This is a genomic window from Streptomyces sp. NPDC001536, from assembly GCF_042894505.1.
GTDB lineage: Bacteria > Actinomycetota > Actinomycetes > Streptomycetales > Streptomycetaceae > Streptomyces.
The window spans coordinates 397,097-420,075 of record NZ_JBIAVQ010000006.1 but is presented as its reverse complement, the minus strand read 5'-3'; the positions used below and the strand labels follow the sequence as shown (position 1 = coordinate 420,075).

Below are 22,979 nucleotides of genomic sequence, written 5' to 3'. Positions count from 1 at the left end.
CCCTACCCCGCCAGCGCCAACTGCGCCGGAACGAAAGGCAGCAGGTGGCCGAAGTCGTGGTCGCGATTGAAGCGGACCATGGCCTTGCGCAGTTCGGGGTCATACCCCTCGCGGCCACGGAAGTCGGTGCTCTCGTCGGCGAGTTCCTCGCTCCACAGGCCCGTGTAGACGGGCAGCCCCATGGAATGCCCGGCCACCACGACATCGAAGATGCCCTGAATGGTGGGCGGGGTCCAGTCGCCCGGCTGAGTGGTCTGCTGGAGATAAGAGCCCTCGGCCACATAGGTGGGCGTCAGATAGATCACCAATTCGGTGCCGTGGCGGTCGCAGAGGTCCTTCAGATACTCCATCGTGGCGACGGCCTCGCGCACCCCGTGCTCGTCCGTCATCCGCGGCGCCGGCTTGACCAGGACGTACGAGGTGAGCCGGATCCCCAGCTCGCCGAGGAGCGCGACCCGGTCCTCCATCACCCGGCGGGAGATCTTCTTCTTCAGGACGGTCTGCCGGATGAAGTCGTCCTGCGTCTCGAAGCCGACCGTCACATCGAGCCGGGGCGCGTGGGTGGTCCTGGCGATGTGCTCCAGGTAGTCGCGCTTGACGTACTCGGGGCGCGTCTCGATGGACAGGACTTCCAGGTTCTCCATCTCCCGGGCGCGGTGCAGCAGATGGTCGACGGACTCGCGGTGAAAACGCCTCGGGTCGAGGGCGGAGCCCTCGTTGCCGAAGCACAGCTGACGGTAACCGTCCAGTTCACCGGCCTTGGAGTCGAAGACGTGGTCGATCTGGTTGTTGATCTGCTCGGCCGTCACCTCGAACGACGCCGAGCGGGTGGGCAGCGCGCAATACGTGCACTGGAACTGGCATTTCGTCGTGTAGAACGACAGGACCAGGTCACGCCTTCCGAGGAACTTCCGGGTGCCGACATAGAGCGGTGTGTTCGGATCGTGGGTCTCGTTGTTCTCGGACATCCTCAAACCTCCGTGGATATACGGCCGTTCGGCTCTGGGGGCTGTCGTGAGGTCAGCGCCACGGATGCAGAATGATCTTTCCGCATTCCCTGGTGAGCTGGAGTTTCCAGGCCTGCTCGATCTCGTCGAGCGGAAAGGTGTGCGTGATGAACCGGTCGATGAGCGGTCCCGTGCGGGAAATGGCGTCGAGCATTCCCGGGGCGTGCTGGAGATACAGATCGAGGCTGCCGTAGAGCGTGACGCCCTTCTGGATCAGGTCCTGGTCGACGTGGAGCGACAGTTCGCCGGACTCCCCGAGGAAGGTGACCCGCCCGCCGCGTCCCGCGGCGTCCAGTCCGAACCGCTGGTGGCCGGCCTGCGCCGAGCAGTCGATGACATGGTCGACGCCCGTGCCCCCGGTGAACTCCCGTACGGCATCCAGGGCGTCCGGCGTCCCCAGGTCGACGATCAGCTCCGCGCCCAACTGGCGTGCCAGTTCCCGGCGGTAGGGGCTGCGCCCGGCGCAGATCACCCGGGCACCCCTGGCCTGCCCGTTGATCACGGCCCCGAGCCCCACCTGGCCGAGCCCGGTCACCAGGACCGTGTGACCGGCGGCGACCCCCATGTTCTCCATCGCCGTGTACGTCGCGCCCATCCCGCAACAGGCCATCGCGGCATGCTCGTACGACATCCCGTCGGGGATCCGGAGCAGCAGCCGCTCCCGCTTGACCATGTACTGCGCGAAGCCGCACTCGCCCGAGTCGCCGCCGCACACCGCGAGGGGATCCTCGGTGTCGGCGCAGTGCGCGTACCGCCCGGACACGCACAGCGCGCAGCGCCCGCACGGATAGCCGCTGAGCACGACCACCCGGTCACCCGGCCGGAACGGGCTGCCCGCACGGGCCTCGACCACCTCGCCGGCCGCCTCGTGCCCCAGGGAGTCCCAGCGGTTGCGGTCACGGAAGTCCCAGTGCTCGTACGCGAGATGCTCGTTGCACATCGGGGCCGCGACCACCTTCACCAGGACGTAGTCCTCGGCGATCCGCGGCAACGGCTTCTCGATGATCCGGCTGACGCCGGGTCCGTCCAGTGCGGCGACTTTCATGCGTGCCTCTGCGGCCATGGTCGGTGCTCCAGGAGGTCGGGGAGGACTGCGGTCCGGGTCCGGGGCAGGGCGAACAGCCCTTGTGGCAGGCCTGATCGGTGAACCGGGGACGGTGCGCGCGCACCGTGCGCCGCTCGTACGCGGCCGGCGCACCGCAGGGGTGGGGGTGCGGCCGACGACCACCGCCGCGTGGCTGCACGGCATGCGGATCCGCTGGAGGGGTCGTTCAGAGTCTCTGCGGATCCGCTAGGGGACGACTCGACCGACAACTGAGCCCTCGCCCTCAGGTGGACCGGACGAGGTCGTCGCCGACGCGCCTGCCGGGGGCTGCCGTATAGCCTCCCTGGCCGCGAGCCTCCCCAGCCGTGCGGCCTCCCGCGCCGGGGCCACGGAAAATCGCGTGACCCGCCCGCCCCCGTCTCCCTACACTCGCCACGCGTCGCGCACCACCCACATCGGGCCGGTGCGCGTGTCATGACGAGGACCGACGAGTGAGGGGAGACCGGCCGTGTGTGACCGCGCCGCTGTCGTCGTTCCCCCGTCGTCGTACGACGTGATCCTCGTGTCCTGCTCCGTCCGGTGCCCGCTGCGCGGCCGGTACCGGATGCCCCGGACACACGCCTGACCGTCAACCAACCGCGTACGTCCCCCGATTGACGTGCCGTCGGATCAGCCCTGTCCGGGAATCGCGCCGCCCTGTCACACATCACCCGAAAGGCCATGGGCCGTGCGCATCAACCTCGACACCCTCGCAGTCGTCCGCAACCTGGGCATCCTCGCCCACGTCGACGCCGGCAAGACCACCGTCACCGAGCGGATCCTCTACGCCACCGGGACCACCCACCGGCGTGGCGAGGTCCATGACGGCACGACGGTCACCGACTTCGACCCGCAGGAGCGCGACCGCGGCATCACGATCTTCGCTGCGGCGGTCAGCTGTGCCTGGGGCGGCCACCGGATCAACCTGATCGACACCCCGGGACACGTCGACTTCGCCGACGAGGTGGAGCGTTCACTGCGGGTGCTCGACGGGGCGGTCGCGGTCTTCGACGCCGTCGCCGGCGTCGAGCCGCAGAGCGAGTCCGTCTGGCGGCAGGCCGACCGGTACGGCGTGCCGAGGATCGCCTTCGTCAACAAGCTGGACCGCGCGGGCGCCGACCTCGACACCGCCGTCGACTCGATCCGGGAGCGACTGCACCCGGCCCCGCTGGTCGTGCAGCTGCCGATCGGCACGGAGGACGCGTTCCGCGGCGTCGTGGATCTGGTGCACATGCGGGCGCTGACCTGGACCGACGGCGGCGACATGGTCGTAGCGGACATTCCCGGGGAGCTGCGGGAGGAGGCGCGACGACGGCGTCGACTGCTGGAGGAGGCGGTGGCCGAGCTGCATCCGGCCGCGCTCGAGGAATTCTGTATGCAGTCGACGCTCGACACGGGAACGTTCGACACGGGGACGTTCGATACGGGGACGCTCGACACGGCCACGCTCGTCGACGCCCTGCGCGACCTCACCCGCACCGGCGACGCCGTCGTCGTGCTGTGCGGCTCGGCCTACCGCAACCGCGGGATCGAGCCGCTGCTGGACGCGGTCGTGGCGTACCTGCCGTCGCCGCTCGACGTGCCGCCCGTGCACGGCGCCCTCGGCGACACCCGGCAGGAACGGCCCGCCGACCCGGCGGCACCCTTCGCGGCGCTGGTGTTCAAGGTGAACGCCACCCCGAACGGGCGGCTCACCTACCTCCGGGTGTACTCCGGAACGATCGAGAAGGGAGACACGGTGATGGACGCGGGCGCGCGGCGCGGCGAGCGCGTCGGACGGATCCTGCGCGTACAGGCCGACCGGCACGCCCAGTTGGAGCGGGCGGTCGCCGGTGACATCGTCGCGGTCGTCGGGCTGAAGTCCGCCCGCGCCGGGTCGACCCTCTGCGCGTTGGACGCCCCGCTGGTGCTCGAACCGCCGAGCGTCGCCGAACCGGTCGTCTCCGTCGCGGTCGAGGCCGTCAGGTCCACCGACACCGACCGGCTGGCCTCGGCGCTCGCCAGGCTCGCCGAGGAGGACCCGTCGCTGGTCGTGCGGACCGACCCGGAGACCGGGCAGACCGTGCTGTCCGGCATGGGCGAACTGCATCTGGAGGTCGCGCTGGAGAAGGCGCGGCGGGACCACGGGCTGGACGTCAACGCCGGCCGGCCCGGGGTCGCGCACCGCGAGACCGTCGGGCGCGGTGTGTCCGGGCATGTCTTCCGGCACGTCAAACAGGACGGCGGTGCGGGGCAGTTCGCGCATGTCGTCCTCGATGTGGAGCCGCTGGACGCCGACGCCGGTTTCGAGTTCCGCTCGGCCGTCGTCGGTGGCCGGGTGCCGCAGGAGTATGTCCGGGCGGTCGAGGCCGGCTGCCGGGACGCCCTGGCCGAGGGTCCGCTCGGCGGACACCCGGTGACGGGGCTGCGGGTCACCCTCACCGACGGGGCGACGCATGTGAAGGACTCCTCCGACACGGCCTTCCGCACGGCGGGCCGGTTCGGACTCCGGGAGGCCCTGCGGGCCTGCGCGATGGTCCTGCTGGAGCCGGTGGCCGAGGTCACGGTCACGGTGCCCGACGCCGCCGTCGGGGGAGTCCTCGGTGACCTGGCGGCACGGCGCGGCCGGGTCTCCGGCTCGGTGACGCGGGCCGGCTCGGCGGTCGTCACCGCCACCGTGCCGCTGGCCGAACTCTTCGGCTACGCGACCCGGTTGCGCAGTCGGACCCAGGGCCGCGGCACCTTCACGGCCCGGCCCACGGGGTACGCGCCGGCACCGGCGACCGTGGCACCGGGCCGGCGATAGCGGCACCAGGGCGGCCCCTCCCGCACAGGAGGGGCCGCCCGCTCTCCGTTCAGGAAGTGAACGGTCCGGCATCGACTCGCACGATCCATCGAACTTCCGCTGCTCAACCCCTTGACGTCCCGAACCCGTGGCATTTAACTCACGTCCTAAATTAAGCCGTGAGTGCATTCCCTGAAGGGACACCAGGAGCCATGCGCAGCAACCGAGCCGCGGCCGTAGGCGCCGTCACCCTGTCTCTCGCCCTGGCCGCTACGGCCTGCGGAGGCGGTTCGTCGACGGGCGGCGGGTCCAACGACTCGCCGAAGACGCTCACTTACTGGGCCTCCAACCAGGGGGCGAGCATCGAGGTCGACAAGAAGGTTCTCCAGCCCGAGCTCGACAAGTTCGAGAAGCAGACCGGCATCAAGGTGAAGCTGGAGGTCGTGCCCTGGTCGGACCTGCTCAACCGCATCCTCACCGCGACCACCTCGGGTCAGGGCCCGGACGTCCTCAACATCGGCAACACCTGGAGCGCCTCGCTCCAGGCCACCGGCGCGCTGCTGCCGTGGGACGCGAAGAACTTCGCGAAGATCGGCGGCAGGGACCGCTTCGTGGACTCCGCGCTCGGCTCGACGGGCGCCGAGGGCAAGGACCCCTCCGCTGTGCCGCTGTACTCGATGGCGTACGCCCTCTACTACAACAAGAAGATGTTCGCCGACGCGGGCATCGCACAACCCCCCACCACCTGGGCGGAGTTGGCCGCCGACGGCAAGAAGCTCTCCAAGGACGGCAAGTGGGGCCTGGGAGCGGAGGGTTCGAACCCGTCGGAGAACATCCACCACGCCTTCGTCTTCGCCAAGCAGCACGGCGCCGACTTCTTCACCGCCGAAGGCAAGCCCGACTTCACCAGCGACGGGGTCGTCACCGCGGTCAAGCAGTACGTCGACCTGATGGCCAAGGACAAGGTCATCGCGCCCGGCAACGCCGAGTACGCCCAGAACCAGTCCGTCAGCGACTTCGCCAAGGGCAAGACGGCGATGCTCCTGTGGCAGTCGGCTTCCGCCAACCTCAAGTCGCAAGGCATGAGCGAGGACGACTACGGCATCGCCCCGGTGCCCGTGCAGTCCGGCACCCCGGGCACCGGCGCACAGGTCAACTCGATGGTCGCGGGCATCAACCTGGCCGTCTTCAAGAACACCGACAACCTCGACGGCGCCACGAAGTTCGTGAAGTTCATGACCAGCGACGCGGAGCAGAAGATCCTCAACACCGCCTACAGCTCCATACCGCCGGTGAAGGCGGCCCAGGCGGACTCCGCCTTCAACACCCCCGCCAACGCCGTCCTGAAGGACACCCTCGCCAAGAGCGCCGCCGCGCTCCCGCAGGTCGCCGACGAGTCGCAGTTCGAGACGGCCGTCGGTACCGCCATCAAGGGCCTGTTCGCCGACGCGGCCGCCGGACGCGCCGTCACCACCGACTCGGTGAAGGCGGCGCTGGAGAAGGCCCAGCAGCAGATGCCGGCCGCCTGATGACCACGACCCTGGAACGCGCCGAACCCAAGGCGCCGCCCGGCGAGAAGCGTCCTCCGCGCCCCGGCCGCATCCGCCGCATCGGACTGCCGTATCTGCTTCTGCTGCCCGCTCTGCTCCTCGAACTCCTGGTCCACCTGGTGCCGATGGGCGTCGGCATCGTGATGAGCTTCAAGGAGCTCACACAGTTCTACATCCGCGACTGGGGCACCGCGCCCTGGTCCGGGCTCGACAACTTCAAGGTGTCGGTGGACTTCGACGCCCCCGTCGGCGAGGCCCTGCTGCACTCCTTCCTCGTCACGGTCGCCTTCACCCTGCTGTCAGTTGCTCTGTGCTGGCTGATCGGCACCGCGGCCGCGGTCTTCATGCAGGACACCTTCCGCGGCCGTGGCCTGCTGCGGGCCCTGTTCCTGGTGCCGTACGCCCTGCCGGTCTACGCGGCCGTCATCACCTGGGTGTTCATGTTCCAGCACGACAACGGCCTGGTGAACCACGTCCTGCACGACCAGCTCCACCTCACCGACAAGCCCTCCTTCTGGCTCATCGGCGACAACAGCTTCTACGCCCTGCTGATCGTGTCGGTGTGGAAGGGCTGGCCGTTCGCCTTCCTCATCGTCATGGCCGGACTCCAGAACATCCCGAAGGAGCTGTACGAGGCGGCCGCCCTCGACGGCGCCGGCGTGTGGCAGCAGATCCGCCGCATCACCCTGCCGTCGCTGGGCGCCGTCAACCAGGTGCTGATCCTGGTGCTGTTCCTGTGGACGTTCAACGACTTCAACACGCCGTACGTCCTGTTCGGCAGGACCGCCCCCGAGGCCGCGGACCTCGTCTCGGTCCACATCTACCAGGCCTCCTTCGTCACCTGGAACTTCGGCACCGGCTCCGCCATGTCCGTACTCCTGCTGCTGTTCCTGCTCCTCGTGACGGGCGTCTACCTCGTCGTCACCTCGCGCGGACGGAGGACCTCGCGTGCGTAACTCCCCGATGGCGCCGCCGCGTTCGTTCCTCTGGTCCCGGCGGATCTTCCTCACCCTGCTCGGCGGCTTCGTGCTGGTGCCGGTCTATGTGATGGTCTCCAGCTCGCTGAAGCCGCTGGCCGACGTCACCGGCAAGTTCCGCTGGATGCCGAGCGAGTTGACGATCCGCCCGTACATCGACATCTGGTCCACGGTCCCGCTCGCCCGGTACTTCGTGAACTCGCTGATCGTGGCGGGCGCGGCGACGGTCTGCTCGGTGGTGATCGCGGTGTTCTCGGCGTACGCGGTGAGCCGCTACGACTTCCGCGGCAAGCGGGTCTTCACGGTCACCGTCCTGTCGACGCAGATGTTCCCGGGCATCCTCTTCCTCCTCCCGCTGTTCCTGATCTACGTCAACATCGGCAACGCCACCGGCATCGCCCTGTTCGGCTCGCGCGGCGGGCTGATCCTGACGTATCTGACCTTCTCGCTGCCGTTCTCGATCTGGATGCTGATCGGGTACTTCGACTCGGTGCCGCGCGACCTGGACGAGGCGGCGCTGGTCGACGGCTGCGGTCCGCTGAAAGCGCTGTTCCGGGTCGTCGTGCCGGCCGCGATCCCCGGCATCGTCGCGGTCGCCGTCTACGCCTTCATGACGGCCTGGGGCGAGGTGCTGTTCGCGTCGGTGATGACCAACGACACCACCCGCACGCTCGCCGTCGGACTCCAGGGCTACTCCACGCTCAACGACGTGTACTGGAACCAGATCATGGCCGCCTCGCTGGTCGTCAGCGTGCCGGTGGTGGCCGGCTTCCTGCTCCTCCAGCGCTATCTCGTCGCCGGGCTGACGGCGGGCGCCGTCAAGTGACCAACCTCGAAAGGGATTTCGTGACCATCGACCTCGCCGCACTCCCGCACGACTTCCTGTGGGGCACGGCCACTTCGGCGTACCAGATCGAGGGAGCCGTGGCGGAGGACGGCCGGGCGCCGTCGATCTGGGACACCTTCGCCCACACCCCCGGGAAGATCGCCGGGAACGACCACGGCGACGTCGCCTGCGACCACTACCACCGCTGGCGCGAGGACATCGCGCTCATGCGCCAACTCGGCACCAACGCCTACCGGTTGTCCATCGCCTGGCCGCGTGTGCTCCCGGGCGGCGACGGACCGGTCAACGCCAAGGGCCTCGACTTCTACGACGCGTTGATCGACGGCCTGCTGGACGCGGGCATCACCCCGTCCGTCACCCTCTACCACTGGGACCTGCCGCAGGCGCTCCAGGACCGGGGCGGCTGGCCCGAGCGGGAGACCGCCGAGCACTTCGCCGCGTACGCCTCGGTCGTGGCCGCGCGACTGGGCGACCGGGTCAGCCACTGGACCACCCTCAACGAACCGCTGTGCTCCGCCTGGATCGGCCACCTCGAAGGAAAGATGGCCCCGGGGCTCACCGACCTGACCGCCGCGGTGCGCGCCTCGTACCACCTGCTGCTGGGCCATGGACTGGCGACCCAGGCCATCCGGGCGGCCGTCCCCGGCGCCGAGGTCGGCATCGTCAACAACCTCTCCACGGTGTACCCGGCCACCGACCGTCCGGAGGATCTCGAAGCCGCCCGCCGGATGGACGGCCACACCAACCGCTGGTGGCTGGACCCGATCCACGGCCGCGGCCTCCCCGAGGACATGCTCAAGGTGTACGGCGTCGAACTCCCCGAGCAGACAGGCGACTTGGAGACGATCGCCACCCCGCTCGACTGGCTCGGCCTCAACTACTACTTCCCGGCCACCGTCGCGGACGACCCCAACGGCCCGGCCCCGTACGCCCGTTCCGTACGCCGCCTCGGAGTGCCCCGCACCGGCATGGACTGGGAGATCGACGCGAGCGGCATCGAGACCCTGCTGCTCCGCCTCACCGACGAGTACGGCGCCCGCAAGCTGTACGTCACCGAGAACGGCTCCGCCTACCCGGACGTCGTACGCCCCGACGGGACCGTCGAGGACCCCGAGCGGCAGGACTACCTGGCCCGGCACCTCGCCGCCTGCGCCTCCGCCGCCCGCCGGGGCGCGCCGCTGGCCGGCTACTTCGCCTGGTCGCTGCTGGACAACTTCGAGTGGGCCTACGGCTACGACAAGCGGTTCGGACTGGTCCACGTCGACTACCGGACCCAGGCCCGCACCATCAAGGGCTCCGGACACCGGTACGCGGAGATCATCCGCGACCACCGGGGACGGGCGCGGCACGCGGCCTGAGCAGGCGGGAGGCTGGGACGGAAGTCCCTGGTCAGCGGGTCCTAGGACGGGTCGTTCTCCCGTCCTAGGGCTCTGCTGTACCCCGTGCCGCGAGAGGAGGGTGAATGAGCAAGGACACCCTCCTCACCACCAGGAACAGCCATGCCTGCCGTACACGAAGCGACGACCACGGTCGCCGGCCGGTCCTACGACCTCGCCCAGTACCGGCCCGGCCGGGACATCACCGACTGGGAGCCCGAGAACGAGCTCTTCTGGACGTCGGCGGGGAAGCGGGTCGCCCGGCGCAACCTGTGGATCGCCGTCCCGGCGCTCCTGGTGGCCTTCGTGGTGTGGCAGGTGTGGAGCGTCACCGCCACCAACCTCGCGGACGTCGGCTTCTCCTTCACCACCTCGCAGCTCTTCTGGCTGACCGCGATCCCCGGCCTGACCGGCGGCACGGCCCGGGCGATCTACACCTTCCTCGGCCCGCGGATCGGCCAGCGCACCTTCACCGCGCTGTCCACGCTGGTGCTGATCGTCCCGCTGATCTGGCTGGGCCACGCGATCCAGGACACCTCGACGTCCTTCACCACCATGGCGACCATCGCCGCCCTGTGCGGTATCGGCGGCGCCAACTTCTCCTCCTCCCTCGCCAACATCGGCTTCTTCTTCCCCAAGCGCGAGAAGGGCAACGCGGCCGGCGTCAACGGCGGCCTCGGCAACCTCGGCGTCTCCGTCGTGCAGCTGCTGACCCCGATCGTCATCACCAGCTCGGTGATCGCGATCGGCTCCGGCCAGGCGAACACGAGGACCGGCGAGACGGTCTACCTCCAGAACGCGGCGTTCGTCTGGGTTCCGGTCCTTGTCGTCCTGGCGGCCCTCGCCTGGTTCGCCCAGAACAACCTCAGGACGGCCTCGTCCTCCTTCGCCCAGCAGAAGATCATCTTCAGGCGCAAGCACACGTGGGTGATGACCTGGATCTACGTCGGCACCTTCGGCTCCTTCATCGGCTTCGCCGCCGCCCTGCCGATGCTGATCAAGACCACCTTCCCGGCCTACTCCGTCGCCACCTACGCCTGGATGGGGCCGGCCCTGGGCGCCCTGGCCCGCTGGGCCGGCGGCTGGATCGCCGACAGGCTCGGCGGCGCGCGCGTCACGATCCTCTCCTTCGTCGGCATGGCCGCCTCGATCGTCGGAGTGATCACTTTCCTCCCGAGCGGCGGCGACGAAGGGAACTTCGCGGGCTTCCTCGCCTGCTTCCTGGCCGCGTTCCTCTTCTCCGGCATCGGCAACGGCTCGACCTTCCGCCAGATCCCCGTGATCTTCCGCAACCAGCACCTCAAGGGCCTCACCGAAGGCACGTCCGCGTACACGAAGGCGCTGCGGCAGACCGAGAGGGAGGCCGGCGCGGTCACCGGCTTCACCGCCGCGATCGCCGCCTACGGCTTCTTCTTCATCCCCGCCCTGTTCGCCAACTTCGCGGTGACCAGTGCGATGTGGGGCTTCGTGGCCTTCTACGTCACCTGCATCGCCGTCACCTGGTGGTACTACGCCCGTAAGGGCGCGGAGTCGCCGAGCTGAGCGAAGCGACTACGCCCGTAAGGGCGCGGAGTCGCCGAGCTGAGCGAAGCGGCGGAACGAAGGGCCGGACATCCGCCGTCCGGCCCTCCTTAATACGTTGCCGCAGGCCAGGCCCCCTGACAGCCTCACACCATGCCCACCTTCACCGCCCCCGACGGCACCACCCTCGCCTACCACGCCACCGGCGAAGGACCGCCCCTGGTCTGCCTCCCCGGCGGCCCGATGCAGGCCTCGGCCTACCTCGGCGACCTGGGCGGCCTCACCGCCCACCGCACCCTGATCCGCCTGGACCTCAGGGGCACCGGCGACTCGGCGACCCCCGAGGACCCGGCGTCGTACCGCTGCGACCGCCAGGTCGACGACGTCGAGGCCCTGCGCGAGGAACTGGGCCTGGACCGCCTGGACATGCTGGCCCACAGCGCGGGCGCCAACCTGGCCGCCCTCTACACGGCCCGCCATCCCGCCCGCGTCGCACGCCTTGCCCTGATCACGCCGAGCGTCTACGCGGTCGGCATCGCCGTCACCGCCGAGGACCGCCTGAGCACGGCCCGACTGCGCCGCGACGAGGAATGGTTCGCGACGGCGTACGCGGCCCTGGAATCCCTCAACTCGGGCCGTCCCGCCCCCGACGCCTGGCAGGCCATCGCGCCCTTCTGGTTCGCCCGCTGGGACGAGGAGGCCAAGGCGGTCCGCGCGGCCGAGGACGAGCAGCGCAACGACGAGGCGGCCGCGGTCTACGGCTCCGAGGGCGCCTTCGACCCGGCGGCGACGCGCGCGGCACTGGCCGGGTTCGCCGGGCGCGTCCTGGTGCTGGCGGGGGAGGTGGACGTGGCCGGGCCCCGGCGGGCGATGGCCGAGTACGCCGGGCTGTTCCCGCAGGCCGAGTCGGTGGTCCAGGAAGGGGCGGCGCATTTCCCCTGGCTGGACGACGCGCGGCGGTTCGTGGCGGAGACCGCGAGGTTCCTCGCGTAGAGACCGGGCTTCTTCGCGCGGAGGCCGAGATGCCGCGCGCAGATCGCGTTGTCAGTGGTGCCTGTCATGATCCGAGGCATGCTCTACGACGACATGGTCCGCGCGTTGACCGACCCCGCCTGCACGCTCGACGTCCGGTCCGGCGACGTGTCGGGGCTGTCCGACGAGGAGTTGGGGGAGCTCCTCCCGGTGGCTCACGGTGTCGACGCCGAGGCTCCGGCCGCGATGCGGCAGGCGGGCGTCACGGTCCGGTATGCGGCCAGGGAGCGGGAGCCGCGGTTCACGCCGGACGCGTGCCGCCGGATGTTCGAGGCGCTCGCCGCGCGGCAGGGGGAGGCGGGACTGCCGCCCGCGATCGACGCGCTGCTGCACTGCACGGGGCCATGGCCCGAACTCTCCGGCCCCGCCCGTGCCCTGACCGAGTGGCATCTGGCGAAGGAAAAGGTGGTGTCCCATCCGTACTCGCTGCTCGCCGTGGCGGGGCTCGCGGGCGGCGAGACGCTGCGTGCGGCCGCGGACCACCTGGGACGGGACGAAGGGGCCATCGTCATGGACGGAATCGACGTCGTCATCGAACTCACGGCTGCCGAGCGGGCGGTGCTGGCCGAGGCCGACCAGGTCCACACCTATGTACCGGAGCCGAACGCCCCGGACGTGTGGCGCAGGATCGCCGGCATCCCGGCCTACGTCGCCTTCGCCCGCAGGGCGCTGGAAGCGGCCGCCGACCGTGTCGACGCCCTCCAGCGGGGCGAGATCCCCTACCTGGCCGACAAGGCGTTCACGCCCCGTGAGGTCGACATCCTCGGACAGGCCGCTCGGGTGGCGCTGCTGCGGGACGAGCCCTGGCTGCCGGACCTCCTCGACCGGCTGCTGCCCGGCATCGCCGTCGCCCCGACGGCCGCGAGGACCGTCCCCTCGCAGGCCCTGCTCTACGAACTGGTCCGCGCCGCCCGGGACTTCCCGACACCGGAGGTGGTCACCGCGATCCGCACCGCACGCTCGGTGACCCGCCACGCCGGAATACCCCGGCAACTCGACAAGCTCCTCAAGAAGGTCGAACCGGCCCTGGCCGAGCGGACCGAGGTGGCGCTGCGGCTGTCGAGGGCGGGGTTCGACGACGACGGTGTCCTGCGCAGGGAGGCGGGCGGCGGGTACACGGCCATTGTCACGGTCATCGAGAGCGCCGAGCTGACCTGGGAGAAGGACGGCCGCCCCCTGAAGAGCGTCCCCGCACCCGTCCGCCGCGACCACCCCGACCTGGTCAAGGAGCTACGCGACCTGGTGAAACGGGTGGACATCCAGCTCGGCACCCTCGCCCGGGCGCTGGAGGGCGGCTTCACCGTCGACGCCGTCCACCCGTACGGCTGGTGGCGCGCGGAACTGGCCGGGCATCCGCTCGCCCGGTCCGTCGTGCGCCGGCTGATCTGGGAGATCGAGGTCGCGCCCGGTCAGTGGCGGGCGGTCCTGCCGTCGACCGAGGACCTCCCCGACGCGCCCGACGACGCCTCGGTACGGCTGTGGCACCCGATCCGCGCCGACGCCGACACCGTACGGACCTGGCGGGACCGGCTCGTCGACGGGCAGCTGCGGCAGCCGTTCAAGCAGGCGTTCCGGGAGATCTACCGGCTCACCCCGGCGGAGGAGGAGACCCGCGTCCACTCCCTCCGCTTCGCCGCCCATCTCGTGCACTACCGCCGGATGTTCGCGCTGTTCCGCGCCCGGGGCTGGGCGAGCCGACTGCTCGGCCCCTGGGACGCCGGGGACGGGGACGCGGCGGTACGTACCCTGGGGGCGGGGGAGTGGCAGGTCGCCTTCTCCCACACCTACGTGGACTGGGCCGACGGCGACGGGGTGGCCTCGACGGACCGGGTCCGCTTCGAGCGCCGGGTGGCCGGAGCCTGGCGGGAGGCACCCCTGGCGGAGGTGCCGCCGCTGGTCTTCAGCGAGGCGATGCGCGACGTGGACCTCTTCGTCGGAGTGACCTCGATCGCCGCCGACCCCCACTGGACCGAGCAGGGACCGGCCCGCGCCTACTGGGAACGGGCCGGGTTCGCCGAGCTGAGCGAGAGCGCCGAGGCCCGCCGCGACGCCCTCGCACGGATCCTGCCGCGCCTGAAGATCGCCGACCGGTGCACCCTCGACGGCCGGTTCCTGGTGGTCCGGGGCGACCTGCGCACGTACCGGATCCATCTGGGCTCGGCGAACATCCTGATGGAGCCGGACGACTCCTATCTGTGCATCGTCCCGTCGCGCGCCAAGGTCGGCGGCAAGGTCTTCCTGCCGTTCGAGGACGACCGGCTCACCGTGATCCTCAGCAAGGCCCTGCTGCTCGCCGCCGACACCGAGATCACGGACCCGTCCATCCGCTCGCAGATCGGGAGCCGAAGAACGGGCTGACGGCTACGCCCCCGTCAGCAGTCCCTGAACTCCGGCGACTGATTCAGGATCTGTGAGCGCGTCGAGGTGAAGCGCGCGTAGGTCTCGCTGTGCTGCGCGCCCGGTCGGAACGCCGCCACCCGGTGGCAGTTCTGGAAGGCCAGGGCCACTCCGAAGTGCCGCTCCAGGCTGCCGCGGATCGCGTCGCTGGCCAGGGCCCGCAGCAGCTGGCCGCGCTCCTTCTCGGACGGCGGGGGCGTCTGGTTGTCGGTGAACTCGTCCTTGCCGTCGTGGAGTTCAGTGGCGAGAGAGGCGATCAGGTCGTAGGCGTACGGGAGGGACGTGCGGACGGTGTCCACGAAGTCCTCCTCGCGGACGGCGCCGTTCTCGGCTTCGGCGAGGAGCTTCGGGGAGACGTCGAGAGACATGAAGGTGCTTGTCCTGTCTGTGCGTTGAGTGGGGGGTGGGGGGAGAGCGCGGGGGCGCGTCAGGTGAGGGAAGCGGGACCGGGTACGAAGTCGGGGTCGACCTGGGCGGCCAGGTCCTCACCCGCCCAGGCCCGGGCGTTGCGCAGATGGAACTCGACGGCGTGGCGATGGAGCGTCGCCCAGTCGCGGGGGCAGGCGTCCACGGTCTCCCGCAGGACGTCCAGGGCGTGCCGGTTGTGCGACTCCAGGGACTCCAGGCCGCCCTGTGCCCGGCCCTGTTCGGCGGCCCGTACGAACGGCGACTGGACCAGGTGGGTGAGCAGGTCGTCCCCCACCTCCTGCTTGAGGAAGAGCAGATCGTCCTCGCCGGTCACCTTGTTGCCGACGACGGCGATCCGGATGCCGAACTCACGGGCGTGGTCGCGGTACTGGCGGTAGACCGAGACGCCCTTGCGGGTGGGTTCGGCCACCAGGAAGGTGAGGTCGAAGCGGGTGAAGAGACCGGAGGCGAAGGCGTCCGCGCCCGCCGTCATGTCCACCACCACGTACTCGCCGGGTCCGTCGACGAGATGGTTGAGGTAGAGCTCCACCCCGCCGAGTTTGGAGTGGTAGCAGGCCACCCCGAGGTCGCTCTCCTCGAACTCGCCCGTCACCATCAGCGGTACGTCGCCCACCCGCCGGACGTGCCGGGTGTGCAGTTCGTCGTCGCCGAGCAGGGTCAGCAGCCGGGAGCCGCGGCCCGGCGGAGTGGTCTTGATCATCGCCTCGGAGGAGGCGATGCGTGGATTGGTGCCGCGCAGGTAGGTCTTGATGGCGTCGAGGTGCGCGCCCAGGGGCGGGGCAGCCGGTGGTTTCCCGTCGTGTCCCATCGCCTCGGCGAGGTGCTGGTTGATGTCTCCGTCCACGGCCAGCACGGGGGCACCTGACTGTGCGAGGTGGCGGGAGAACAGGGCCGACAAGGTGGTCTTGCCGCTGCCGCCTTTGCCGACGAAGGCGATGCGCATCAGCACCACCCCCGCACGACTCGTAAGCCATTTTTGAAAATGGATGTCATGTCGGTAGGTTGTAGGCGGGTTGTCGATCACTGTCAAATCGCCCGGTGATCAACCGGTTCCCTTAATGCATATGATGTGCAAGTGCGTGACTACAGCATCAGGGCCGCGGGCCCTGACGACCTCGACGGTGCGCGAGCCGTCATGCTCGACACCGTCTACCGCGACTTCGGTTCCGGCTATGTGCCCCGCTGGCACGGCGACATCATCGACCCGGCCGCCGCCTACCTGGTCCCCGAGCGCCACACCCTCCTCGTGGCGCTCGACCCGCGCAGCGGCGAGGTCGTCGCCACCGGCGCCCTGGACTCCCGGGGCCCGGCCCACCCGCCGAACCCACGCCATGTCGCCGAGCGCTACCCCTCGGGGCGGACCGCACAGCTGCGCCGCGTCTACGTCCGCCCCGAGCACCGCAGACGCGGTCTCGCCCGGCGCCTGGTCGCGGAGTTGACGGAGTTCGCCGCCGCCGAGGGCGGCTACCGCTCCGTGTATCTGCACACCGACCCCGCCGTCCCGGGCGCCGAGGCCTTCTGGCGATCGCTCGGCAAGCTCGTGCACGACGAGCGCGAGGACCCCGAGGGCGCGCACGGCGTCCTGCACTTCGAGATCCCGATGGGGCGATGACCCGCATGACCCGACCGCGTTTCCTCCTCGCCCTCCTGCTCGCCCCCGCCCTCACCGGCTGCTTCGCCTCCGACGGCTCGGGCGGCTCGTCCGACGGCGCCGGGGACGGCTCCCGGCTGCGGGTCGCCCTCGCCTTCCCGCCCGCCGAGAACCTCTCGCCGTACGGCGCCGACGCCACCCTCCTCAGCCGGCTCGGCGTCACCGAGGGACTGACCGCCCTGGACGCCAACGGCGCCGCCGCCCCCGCGCTCGCCGCCTCCTGGACCCGCGAGAACGACCGCACCTGGCTGTTCACCCTGAACTCGGCAACCTTCCAGGACGGCACCGACGTCACCCCGGCCGCCGTCGCCGGCGCCCTCACCCGTGCCACCGAGGCAAAGCCGGCCCCCGCCGCCCTCTCCGGCGTGACCCTCACCGCGAAGGCCGAGGGCGCCACCGGCGTGCGGGTCACCACGAAGGACCCCGACCCCGCGCTGCCGCTGCGACTGTCCAGCCCCAGCCTCGCCATCCTCTCCCCGAAGGCCTACGGCCAGAAGGCCGACCCGATCGGCCACGCCACCGGCCCCTTCGAACTCACCAAGGTCATGGGCGCCACCGCCGCCACCCTCGACCGCTACGACGACTACTGGGGCGGCCGCGCCCAGGCCTCCGGCATCGACGTGAAGTTCGTCGCCGACGGCACCGCCCGGGCGAGCGCGCTCCGTACCGACCAGGTCGACCTCGCCGAGGCGATCCCCGTCGCCCAGGCCGCCACCCTCGACAAGGGCCTGCGCAAGGCCACCGCCACGACCCGCACCACGAGCCTGCTCCTCAACACCGAGTCGGACGTGTTCAAGGACGCCGGCCTCAGGGCCGCCGCACGGCAGGCCGTCGACACCTCGCGCTGGCCAAGGGCGTCTACGAGGGATACGCCGACGCCGGAGCCGGCCTCTACGGACCCGCCGTGACCTGGGCCGAGGGCAAGCGGACCGACCCGGCCGGCCGGGCGGAGGCCGCCGACCCGGACGGGACCAGGATCACCCTCGCCACGTACGACAACCGGCCCGAACTCCCCGAGGCCGCCCAGGTGTTGAAGCAGCAGCTGGAGAAGGCCGGGTTCGAGGTCGAGCTGGAGGTGCGCGAGTACTCGCGGCTGGAGAGCGACGCGCTGGAGGGCAGGTTCGACGCCTTCGTCGGCGCCCGCAACAGCCTCCTCGACACCGGCGACCCCGTCTCGCTCCTCGCCAGCGACTTCACCTGCGACGGCAGCTACAACCTGGCGCTGCTGTGCGACAAGGACGTCGACAAGGCGGTGCGGAAGGCCGAGGGCGTCGCCGACACCGCCAGGCGCCAGGACGCCGCCATGGCCGCCGAGGCGAAGATCCTCGGCACCGACGCCGTCGTCCCGCTGGTCCACCAGCGCGTCATCACCGGCGTCGGTGCCAAGGTCAGCGGCGCCCTCCTCGACCCGTACGAGCGCACCCTCGTCGGCATCGGCACCCGGCGCTGACGTATGCGCCACCAAGCGGCCACGCTCCTGTGGCGGGCAGGGATCGCCGCCGCCCTCGTGTGCGCCATCGGCCTGCTGCCGTGGCTCACGCGCACGGACCCGGCGCTGACCGTGCTCAAGGCCCGGTCGGCCGAACGCGACCCCGACCCTGAGGTGTTGGCCGACATCCGTGCCCAACTGGGCCTGGAAGACGGCCCGTTCCACCTCCTCGGCCAGTGGCTGAGCGGTCTGTGGCGCGGGGACGCGGGCCAGTCGTGGATCTCCGGAAGCGAGGTCACGCCCGCCGTGCTCCAAGCACTGGGCGCGTCCCTGCTGTTGATGGCGGTGGCCCTGGTGGTCGCCGCCACCACGGCCGCGCTGATCTGCGCCCGTACCCTGCGGCTCGGCGCACACCACCGGCTCGGCGGACGCCGGGCCGGCGGCGGGTCCGCGGTCCTCGCCGCGCTGCCCGAGTTCCTCACCGCGTCCGTGCTCGCCACCGTCGTCGGCGTCCAGCTCGGCTGGCTGCCCGCCCTCGGCTGGTACGGGCCGCAGTGGACGATCCTCCCCGCCCTCGCCCTCGGCCTGCCCGCCGGCGCAGTGCTCGGCCGCCTCCTCGACGACCTGCTGCCCGGCGCCTTCGCCGAACCCTGGGCGCTGGCCGCCGCCGCCCGCGGACTGCCAGGCCGTACGATCGCCCGCCAGGCCCTGCGCCGCTGCCTGCCCGGACTCCTGCCGAACACCGGCCTGTTCGCGGTCGGCCTCACCGGCGGCTCGGTCGCCGTCGAGCAGATCTTCGACATACCCGGCCTCGGCCGCACCACCCTCCAGGCCGCCCTCGCCCAGGACCTCCCCGTCCTCCAGGCCGGCACCCTCGCCCTCGTCCTCCTGGCCGCCGCCTTCGCGGGCCTCGCCGCACTCGCCACTCGCCTGCTCATCGGCACCGCCCTGCGCGACGGCGCCCTGCCGTCCCTGCACGGACCGAAGCCGCCGGTACGCGGAGTACAGCCTTTTGCATACGGTGGACTGCTGGCGGTCGTCATCGTCCTCGGCCTGCGCCGCGATCCGCTCGCCCTCGACACGGAACAGCGCCTCCAAGCCCCTTCCCCGAAGCACCCCTTCGGCACCGACGCGCTCGGCCGCGACGTCCTCGCCCGCGTCGGCCACGGCGCCCTCGAAACCCTGCTGCTCGCCCTCGCGATCGGCACGGCCGCCCTGTTCGTCGGCGTCCTGCTCGGACTGCTGCCCCGGCTGTCCGGCCCGCTCGTCGACACGGTCACCGCCCTGCCGCCGGTCCTCGTCGCCCTCCTCGTCACCGCCGTCGCCGGCAGCGGCCCCGCCACCCCCGCGCTCGCCGTAGGCGCCGTCGCCTGGGCACCGCTGGCCGCCCACACCTCCGCACTGCTCCGCCAGGAACGCGCCGCCCTGCACATCACCGCCACCCTCGGCCTGGGCGCCGGCCCCTGGCACCTGCTGCGCCACGAACTCCTGCCCGCCGTCCTGCCGCCCGTCACCCGCCACGCCCTGCTGCGGCTCCCCGGCCTCGCCCTCGCCCTGGCCTCGCTCGCCTTCCTCGGCCTGGGCGCCCAGCCGCCCTCCCCGGAGTGGGGCCTGCTGCTCGCCGAGAACCAGCCCTACGCCGAGCGCGCCCCCTGGGCCGTCCTCGCCCCCGCCGCCGCACTCGCCCTGCTCGGCGCACTGGCGGTCACCGCGGCGGGCGGGGTGCGCCGGCCGCGCCGGAAGCCGCGCCCACCTGTCACCGAATCCGGACAGCAGCCTCGTACAAGGGAATGGGTGGAGACTCGATGAGCTCAATCGCGACCGTCCTGCGCAAGGACGTGAGCCGTACGCGTCCTCGTCTCACGCCCCTGCTCCGGCTGCTGATCCTCACCCAACTCGCCTTCAACGTCGGCTTCTTCGCCGTGCTGCCGTTCCTGTCCGAGCACCTCGGCACGGCGGTGGGCATGGCGGGCTGGATGGTCGGGTTCGTGCTGGGTCTGCGGACCTTCAGCCAGCAGGGGCTGTTCGTGGTGGGCGGGGCGCTCGCCGACCGGTACGGGATCCGGCCGGTCGTGCTCGCGGGATGCGTGCTGCGGATCGCCGGGTTCGCCTGGCTCGGGTACGCCTCGGCGACCTGGGCGGTCATCGGGGCCGTGCTGCTGATCGGGTTCGCCGCCGCGCTGTTCTCCCCCGCGGTCGAGTCCGAGGTGGCCCGGCAGGCCGTCGCCCACGAGGAGGAGGGCGGTGGATCCCGTACCCGGGTGCTCGCGCTGTTCACCGTGGCCGGCCAGGCGGGGGCGTTCGTCGGGCCGTTGCTCGGCGCGCTGCTGCTGTCGGTGGACTTCCGGAGCGTGTGTCTCGCCGGTGCCGGGATCTTCGTGTTCGTCCTCGCCGGACACGCGTGGCTGCTGCCGCAGCACATTCCGGGACGCCAACGGGTCCAGTTCAAGGGCGGGATGCGGGTGCTGGTGCGCAACCGGCGCTTCCTCGCGCTGTGCTGCGCGTACGGCGCCTACCTGCTCGCCTACAACCAGCTCTATCTCGCCCTGCCCGCCGAGGTGGAGCGTGCCACCGGCTCCCAGTCCGCGCTGGCCTGGCTGTTCGCCCTGTCCTCGCTGCTGGTGGTGACCGCCCAGCTGCCCGTCACCCGCTGGGTGGGGGACCGGCTCGCCCTGCGCCGCTCGATGGTGGCCGGACTGCTGCTCATCGCCGCCGGGTTCGCGGTCGTGGCGCTCGCCCGGCCGGCCGGGTGGACCGGGACGGCGGGGCTGCTTCCCGCGGCCGGGTTCGTCGTGCTGCTCACCCTCGGCCAGATGCTCGTCGCCCCCGTCGCCCGAGCCTGGGTCCCCGACCTCGCCGAGGAGGGGCGGCTCGGTCTCTACACCGGCGCGCTGTCCTCGGTCTCCGGCCTGATCGTGCTGGTCGGCAGCTCGCTCACCGGCACACTCCTCGACAGCGGGCTGCCGGCGGCGGTGCCGTGGCTGGTGCTGGCCGCCGTACCGGCCGCGGCGATCGCGCTGCTGCCGCGCCGGCCGTAGGTCATCCGGCGACCAGCTCGCGCACGTCCTCCAGCAGGACCGCCTCGATCCGCGAGGTGCGCAGCAGCCACAGGACGTCCCGGCCGAACGACCACACCAGCGCGCCCAGCGCCGTCGCGACGACCCCGAACTCCAGGGCGTACGGCAGCAGACCCGAGGCCGCCAGCAGGAGGAACACACCCTGGAGGGCGGCCACCGTCTTGCGGGCCGTGCTCGGCGGCAGCGGGGCGTTCAGCCACGGCCAGACGCGGGCGGCGGCGACGAAGGCGTAGCGCATACCGCCGATCAGGAGGACCCACGGGCCGTGCGCCATCGAGACGTAGACGCTGAGCACCAGGATCAGGAACGCGTCGACCTCCATGTCGAAGCGCGCGCCCAGCGGGGTGGAGGTGCCGGTGCGGCGGGCGACCTTCCCGTCGACGCCGTCGAGGATGAGGGCCACGGCCGTCAGACCGACGAAGAGGGTGACCGGCGGCGAACTCTGGAAGGAGTCGGCGACCAGGGCGGTGACCCCGCCGACCAGGGTGGCCCGGCCGAGGGTGACCCGGTTGGCGGGGCCGAAGGAGCGCGGACGGTGGCGGTGCAGGGCCCGGGAGAGCACCGCCCAGGTGGCGACGGCGAAGACGAGACCGGTCAGCCAGCCCGCCGGTCCCATGCCGATCGCCGTCCCGAGCAGAGCCAGCAACAGGATCTGTACACCCGCTCCCACAGCGGTCTCCTGCTGGACCAGCCTTGCGTCGTAAGTGTTGTTCAGGGCCACCGAACATCCTCCGGCCGTGTGACAGAGTCGATCAACGCCGCGTACTGTGCGCGACCTGTGCACACCTCGGTACGTGAACTACTTCCCAAGCGTTCAGGAGGAGGCCGATGAAGCGCACCGCGAGTGCTTTCTGGCTCAACAGTCCGGGTGAAGGTGAGATACGTGAGGTCACCCTCCCGGCTCCCTCCGAGGGGGAAGTACTGGTCCGTGCCCTGTACTCCGGCGTCAGCCGCGGCACGGAGACCCTCGTCTTCCGCGGCGGGGTCCCCGAGAGCCAGCACGCGGCCATGCGGGCGCCGTTCCAGGAGGGCGACTTCCCGGCCCCCGTGAAGTACGGCTACCTCAGCGTCGGAGAGGTCGAGGAGGGCCCGGCGGACCTCGTCGGCCGTACGGTCTTCTGCCTCTACCCGCACCAGACGCGCTACGTCGTCCCGGTGACCGCCGTGACCCGGGTGCCCGGGAACGTGCCCGCCGAACGGGCGATCCTCGCCGGCACCCTGGAGACCGCCGTCAACGCCCTCTGGGACGCGGCCCCCTTGATCGGCGACCGGATCGCCGTGGTCGGCGGCGGCATGGTCGGCTGCTCGGTCGCGGCACTCCTGGCCCGCTTCCCCGGCGTACGGGTCCAACTGGTCGACGCCGACCCGGCACGGGCGGGGGTCGCGAAGGCCCTGGGTGTCGACTTCGCGCTGCCGAAGGACGCCCTGGGGGAGTGCGACCTCGTCGTCCACGCCAGCGCCACCGAACAGGGACTGACCCGCTCCCTGGAACTGCTGACGCCCGAGGGCACGGTCCTCGAACTCAGCTGGTACGGCGACCGGCAGGTCAGCCTTCCGCTCGGCGAGGCCTTCCACTCCCGGCGGCTCGTCATCCGCAGCAGCCAGGTCGGCACGGTCTCCCCGGCCCGCCGCTCCAGCCGCACCTACGCCGACCGGCTGGCCCTCGCCCTCGAACTGCTCGCCGACCCGGCGCTCGACGCGCTCGTCACGGGGGAAAGCGCGTTCGAGGAGCTGCCACGGGTGATGCCCATGCTCACTTCCGGGGAAATTCCTGCTCTTTGTCACCGCGTGAGGTACGGCAAGAGCGCCTGACCTGAGAAAAGAGTGAGAGACGGCTG

The 22,979-nt window shown here is 71.1% G+C and carries 17 protein-coding genes and 1 pseudogene; 13 read left to right on the top strand and 5 right to left on the bottom strand.

The window, feature by feature from the left end:
• Positions 1-2: 2 nt before the first annotated feature.
• Positions 3-968 carry a hypothetical protein gene (locus tag ACFY0U_RS19755; protein ID WP_388637097.1) on the bottom strand — a complete coding sequence of 322 codons (966 nt, stop codon included), beginning with the start codon at positions 966-968 and terminating at the stop codon, positions 3-5.
• Between the two features lie 52 nt (positions 969-1,020).
• Positions 1,021-2,070, bottom strand: a complete 1,050-nt coding sequence (locus tag ACFY0U_RS19750) for a zinc-binding dehydrogenase (protein ID WP_388637095.1) — start codon at positions 2,068-2,070, stop codon at positions 1,021-1,023.
• Between the two features lie 709 nt (positions 2,071-2,779).
• Between ACFY0U_RS19750 and fusA the strand changes: the two genes are divergently transcribed.
• The 8 genes from fusA (at position 2,780) to ACFY0U_RS19710 (ending at position 14,516) form a co-directional block, all read left to right on the top strand.
• Positions 2,780-4,876 carry an elongation factor G gene (gene fusA / locus ACFY0U_RS19745; RefSeq protein ID WP_388637092.1) on the top strand — a complete coding sequence of 699 codons (2,097 nt, stop codon included), beginning with the start codon at positions 2,780-2,782 and terminating at the stop codon, positions 4,874-4,876.
• A gap of 191 nt (positions 4,877-5,067) precedes the next feature.
• Positions 5,068-6,384 carry an ABC transporter substrate-binding protein gene (locus tag ACFY0U_RS19740; RefSeq protein WP_388637089.1) on the top strand — a complete coding sequence of 439 codons (1,317 nt, stop codon included), beginning with the start codon at positions 5,068-5,070 and terminating at the stop codon, positions 6,382-6,384.
• Entirely contained in the window at positions 6,384-7,361 is a 978-nt protein-coding gene (locus ACFY0U_RS19735) for a carbohydrate ABC transporter permease (protein WP_388637085.1), read from the top strand. The genes ACFY0U_RS19740 and ACFY0U_RS19735 overlap by 1 nt, the downstream gene beginning before the upstream one ends.
• Positions 7,362-7,368: 7 nt before the next feature.
• Positions 7,369-8,208: a carbohydrate ABC transporter permease gene (locus tag ACFY0U_RS19730; RefSeq protein ID WP_388637214.1), complete on the top strand. Its 840-nt coding sequence runs from the start codon at positions 7,369-7,371 to the stop codon at positions 8,206-8,208.
• Between the two features lie 20 nt (positions 8,209-8,228).
• Entirely contained in the window at positions 8,229-9,587 is a 1,359-nt protein-coding gene (locus tag ACFY0U_RS19725; RefSeq protein ID WP_388637082.1) for a GH1 family beta-glucosidase, read from the top strand.
• 141 nt (positions 9,588-9,728) lie between these two features.
• The gene (locus ACFY0U_RS19720) at positions 9,729-11,147 is read left to right on the top strand and encodes an MFS transporter (protein ID WP_388637079.1); all 1,419 of its coding nucleotides are present in this window, start codon (positions 9,729-9,731) and stop codon (positions 11,145-11,147) included.
• 132 nt (positions 11,148-11,279) lie between these two features.
• Positions 11,280-12,119 (top strand): alpha/beta fold hydrolase, encoded by an 840-nt coding sequence (locus ACFY0U_RS19715; protein WP_388637076.1) that lies wholly within the window; start codon positions 11,280-11,282, stop codon positions 12,117-12,119.
• 66 nt (positions 12,120-12,185) lie between these two features.
• Entirely contained in the window at positions 12,186-14,516 is a 2,331-nt protein-coding gene (locus ACFY0U_RS19710; RefSeq protein WP_388637073.1) for a DUF4132 domain-containing protein, read from the top strand.
• Positions 14,517-14,530: 14 nt separating this feature from the next.
• Here the strand turns inward: ACFY0U_RS19710 and ACFY0U_RS19705 are convergent, their stop codons facing one another.
• Together ACFY0U_RS19705 and ACFY0U_RS19700 are read right to left on the bottom strand one after the other, a co-directional pair.
• A complete protein-coding gene (locus tag ACFY0U_RS19705) occupies positions 14,531-14,923 on the bottom strand; it encodes an SCO5389 family protein (protein WP_388637070.1) in 393 nt (130 codons plus the stop codon).
• A 59-nt stretch (positions 14,924-14,982) separates the two neighbouring features.
• Complete coding sequence (locus ACFY0U_RS19700) at positions 14,983-15,927, bottom strand: ATP-binding protein (RefSeq protein WP_388637067.1); 945 nt, start codon at positions 15,925-15,927, stop codon at positions 14,983-14,985.
• 132 nt (positions 15,928-16,059) lie between these two features.
• Between ACFY0U_RS19700 and ACFY0U_RS19695 the strand changes: the two genes are divergently transcribed.
• The 4 genes and pseudogenes from ACFY0U_RS19695 (at position 16,060) to ACFY0U_RS19680 (ending at position 21,102) form a co-directional block, all read left to right on the top strand.
• A complete protein-coding gene (locus tag ACFY0U_RS19695) occupies positions 16,060-16,596 on the top strand; it encodes a GNAT family N-acetyltransferase (RefSeq protein WP_388637064.1) in 537 nt (178 codons plus the stop codon).
• Between the two features lie 5 nt (positions 16,597-16,601).
• A pseudogene (locus ACFY0U_RS19690) lies at positions 16,602-18,085 on the top strand (ABC transporter substrate-binding protein).
• Positions 18,086-18,088: 3 nt separating this feature from the next.
• The gene (locus ACFY0U_RS19685; protein ID WP_388637061.1) at positions 18,089-19,873 is read left to right on the top strand and encodes an ABC transporter permease subunit; all 1,785 of its coding nucleotides are present in this window, start codon (positions 18,089-18,091) and stop codon (positions 19,871-19,873) included.
• Positions 19,870-21,102, top strand: a complete 1,233-nt coding sequence (locus ACFY0U_RS19680; RefSeq protein ID WP_388637057.1) for an MDR family MFS transporter — start codon at positions 19,870-19,872, stop codon at positions 21,100-21,102. The genes ACFY0U_RS19685 and ACFY0U_RS19680 overlap by 4 nt, the downstream gene beginning before the upstream one ends.
• Before the next feature lies 1 nt (position 21,103).
• On the opposite strand, the gene ACFY0U_RS19675 is transcribed toward ACFY0U_RS19680, so the two are convergent.
• Complete coding sequence (locus tag ACFY0U_RS19675) at positions 21,104-21,862, bottom strand: CDP-alcohol phosphatidyltransferase family protein (protein WP_388637054.1); 759 nt, start codon at positions 21,860-21,862, stop codon at positions 21,104-21,106.
• A gap of 107 nt (positions 21,863-21,969) precedes the next feature.
• Between ACFY0U_RS19675 and ACFY0U_RS19670 the strand changes: the two genes are divergently transcribed.
• On the top strand, positions 21,970-22,953 hold the full coding sequence (locus tag ACFY0U_RS19670; RefSeq protein ID WP_388637052.1) for an NAD(P)-binding protein: 984 nt from the start codon (positions 21,970-21,972) through the stop codon (positions 22,951-22,953).
• Positions 22,954-22,979: the final 26 nt, after the last annotated feature.

Excerpts from the sequence above, each read along its gene's own strand:
- ACFY0U_RS19735 (WP_388637085.1), top strand. The coding sequence starts at position 6,384 with ATGACCACGACCCTGGAACGCGCCGAACCCAAGGCGCCGCCCGGCGAG.
- ACFY0U_RS19680 (WP_388637057.1), top strand. The coding sequence starts at position 19,870 with ATGAGCTCAATCGCGACCGTCCTGCGCAAGGACGTGAGCCGTACGCGT.
- ACFY0U_RS19750 (WP_388637095.1), bottom strand. The coding sequence starts at position 2,070 with ATGGCCGCAGAGGCACGCATGAAAGTCGCCGCACTGGACGGACCCGGC.
- ACFY0U_RS19755 (WP_388637097.1), bottom strand. The coding sequence starts at position 968 with ATGTCCGAGAACAACGAGACCCACGATCCGAACACACCGCTCTATGTC.
- ACFY0U_RS19685 (WP_388637061.1), top strand. The coding sequence starts at position 18,089 with ATGCGCCACCAAGCGGCCACGCTCCTGTGGCGGGCAGGGATCGCCGCC.
- ACFY0U_RS19740 (WP_388637089.1), top strand. The coding sequence starts at position 5,068 with ATGCGCAGCAACCGAGCCGCGGCCGTAGGCGCCGTCACCCTGTCTCTC.
- ACFY0U_RS19720 (WP_388637079.1), top strand. The coding sequence starts at position 9,729 with ATGCCTGCCGTACACGAAGCGACGACCACGGTCGCCGGCCGGTCCTAC.
- ACFY0U_RS19705 (WP_388637070.1), bottom strand. The coding sequence starts at position 14,923 with ATGTCTCTCGACGTCTCCCCGAAGCTCCTCGCCGAAGCCGAGAACGGC.
- ACFY0U_RS19700 (WP_388637067.1), bottom strand. The coding sequence starts at position 15,927 with ATGCGCATCGCCTTCGTCGGCAAAGGCGGCAGCGGCAAGACCACCTTG.
- ACFY0U_RS19670 (WP_388637052.1), top strand. The coding sequence starts at position 21,970 with ATGAAGCGCACCGCGAGTGCTTTCTGGCTCAACAGTCCGGGTGAAGGT.
- ACFY0U_RS19715 (WP_388637076.1), top strand. The coding sequence starts at position 11,280 with ATGCCCACCTTCACCGCCCCCGACGGCACCACCCTCGCCTACCACGCC.
- ACFY0U_RS19710 (WP_388637073.1), top strand. The coding sequence starts at position 12,186 with ATGATCCGAGGCATGCTCTACGACGACATGGTCCGCGCGTTGACCGAC.
- ACFY0U_RS19730 (WP_388637214.1), top strand. The coding sequence starts at position 7,369 with ATGGCGCCGCCGCGTTCGTTCCTCTGGTCCCGGCGGATCTTCCTCACC.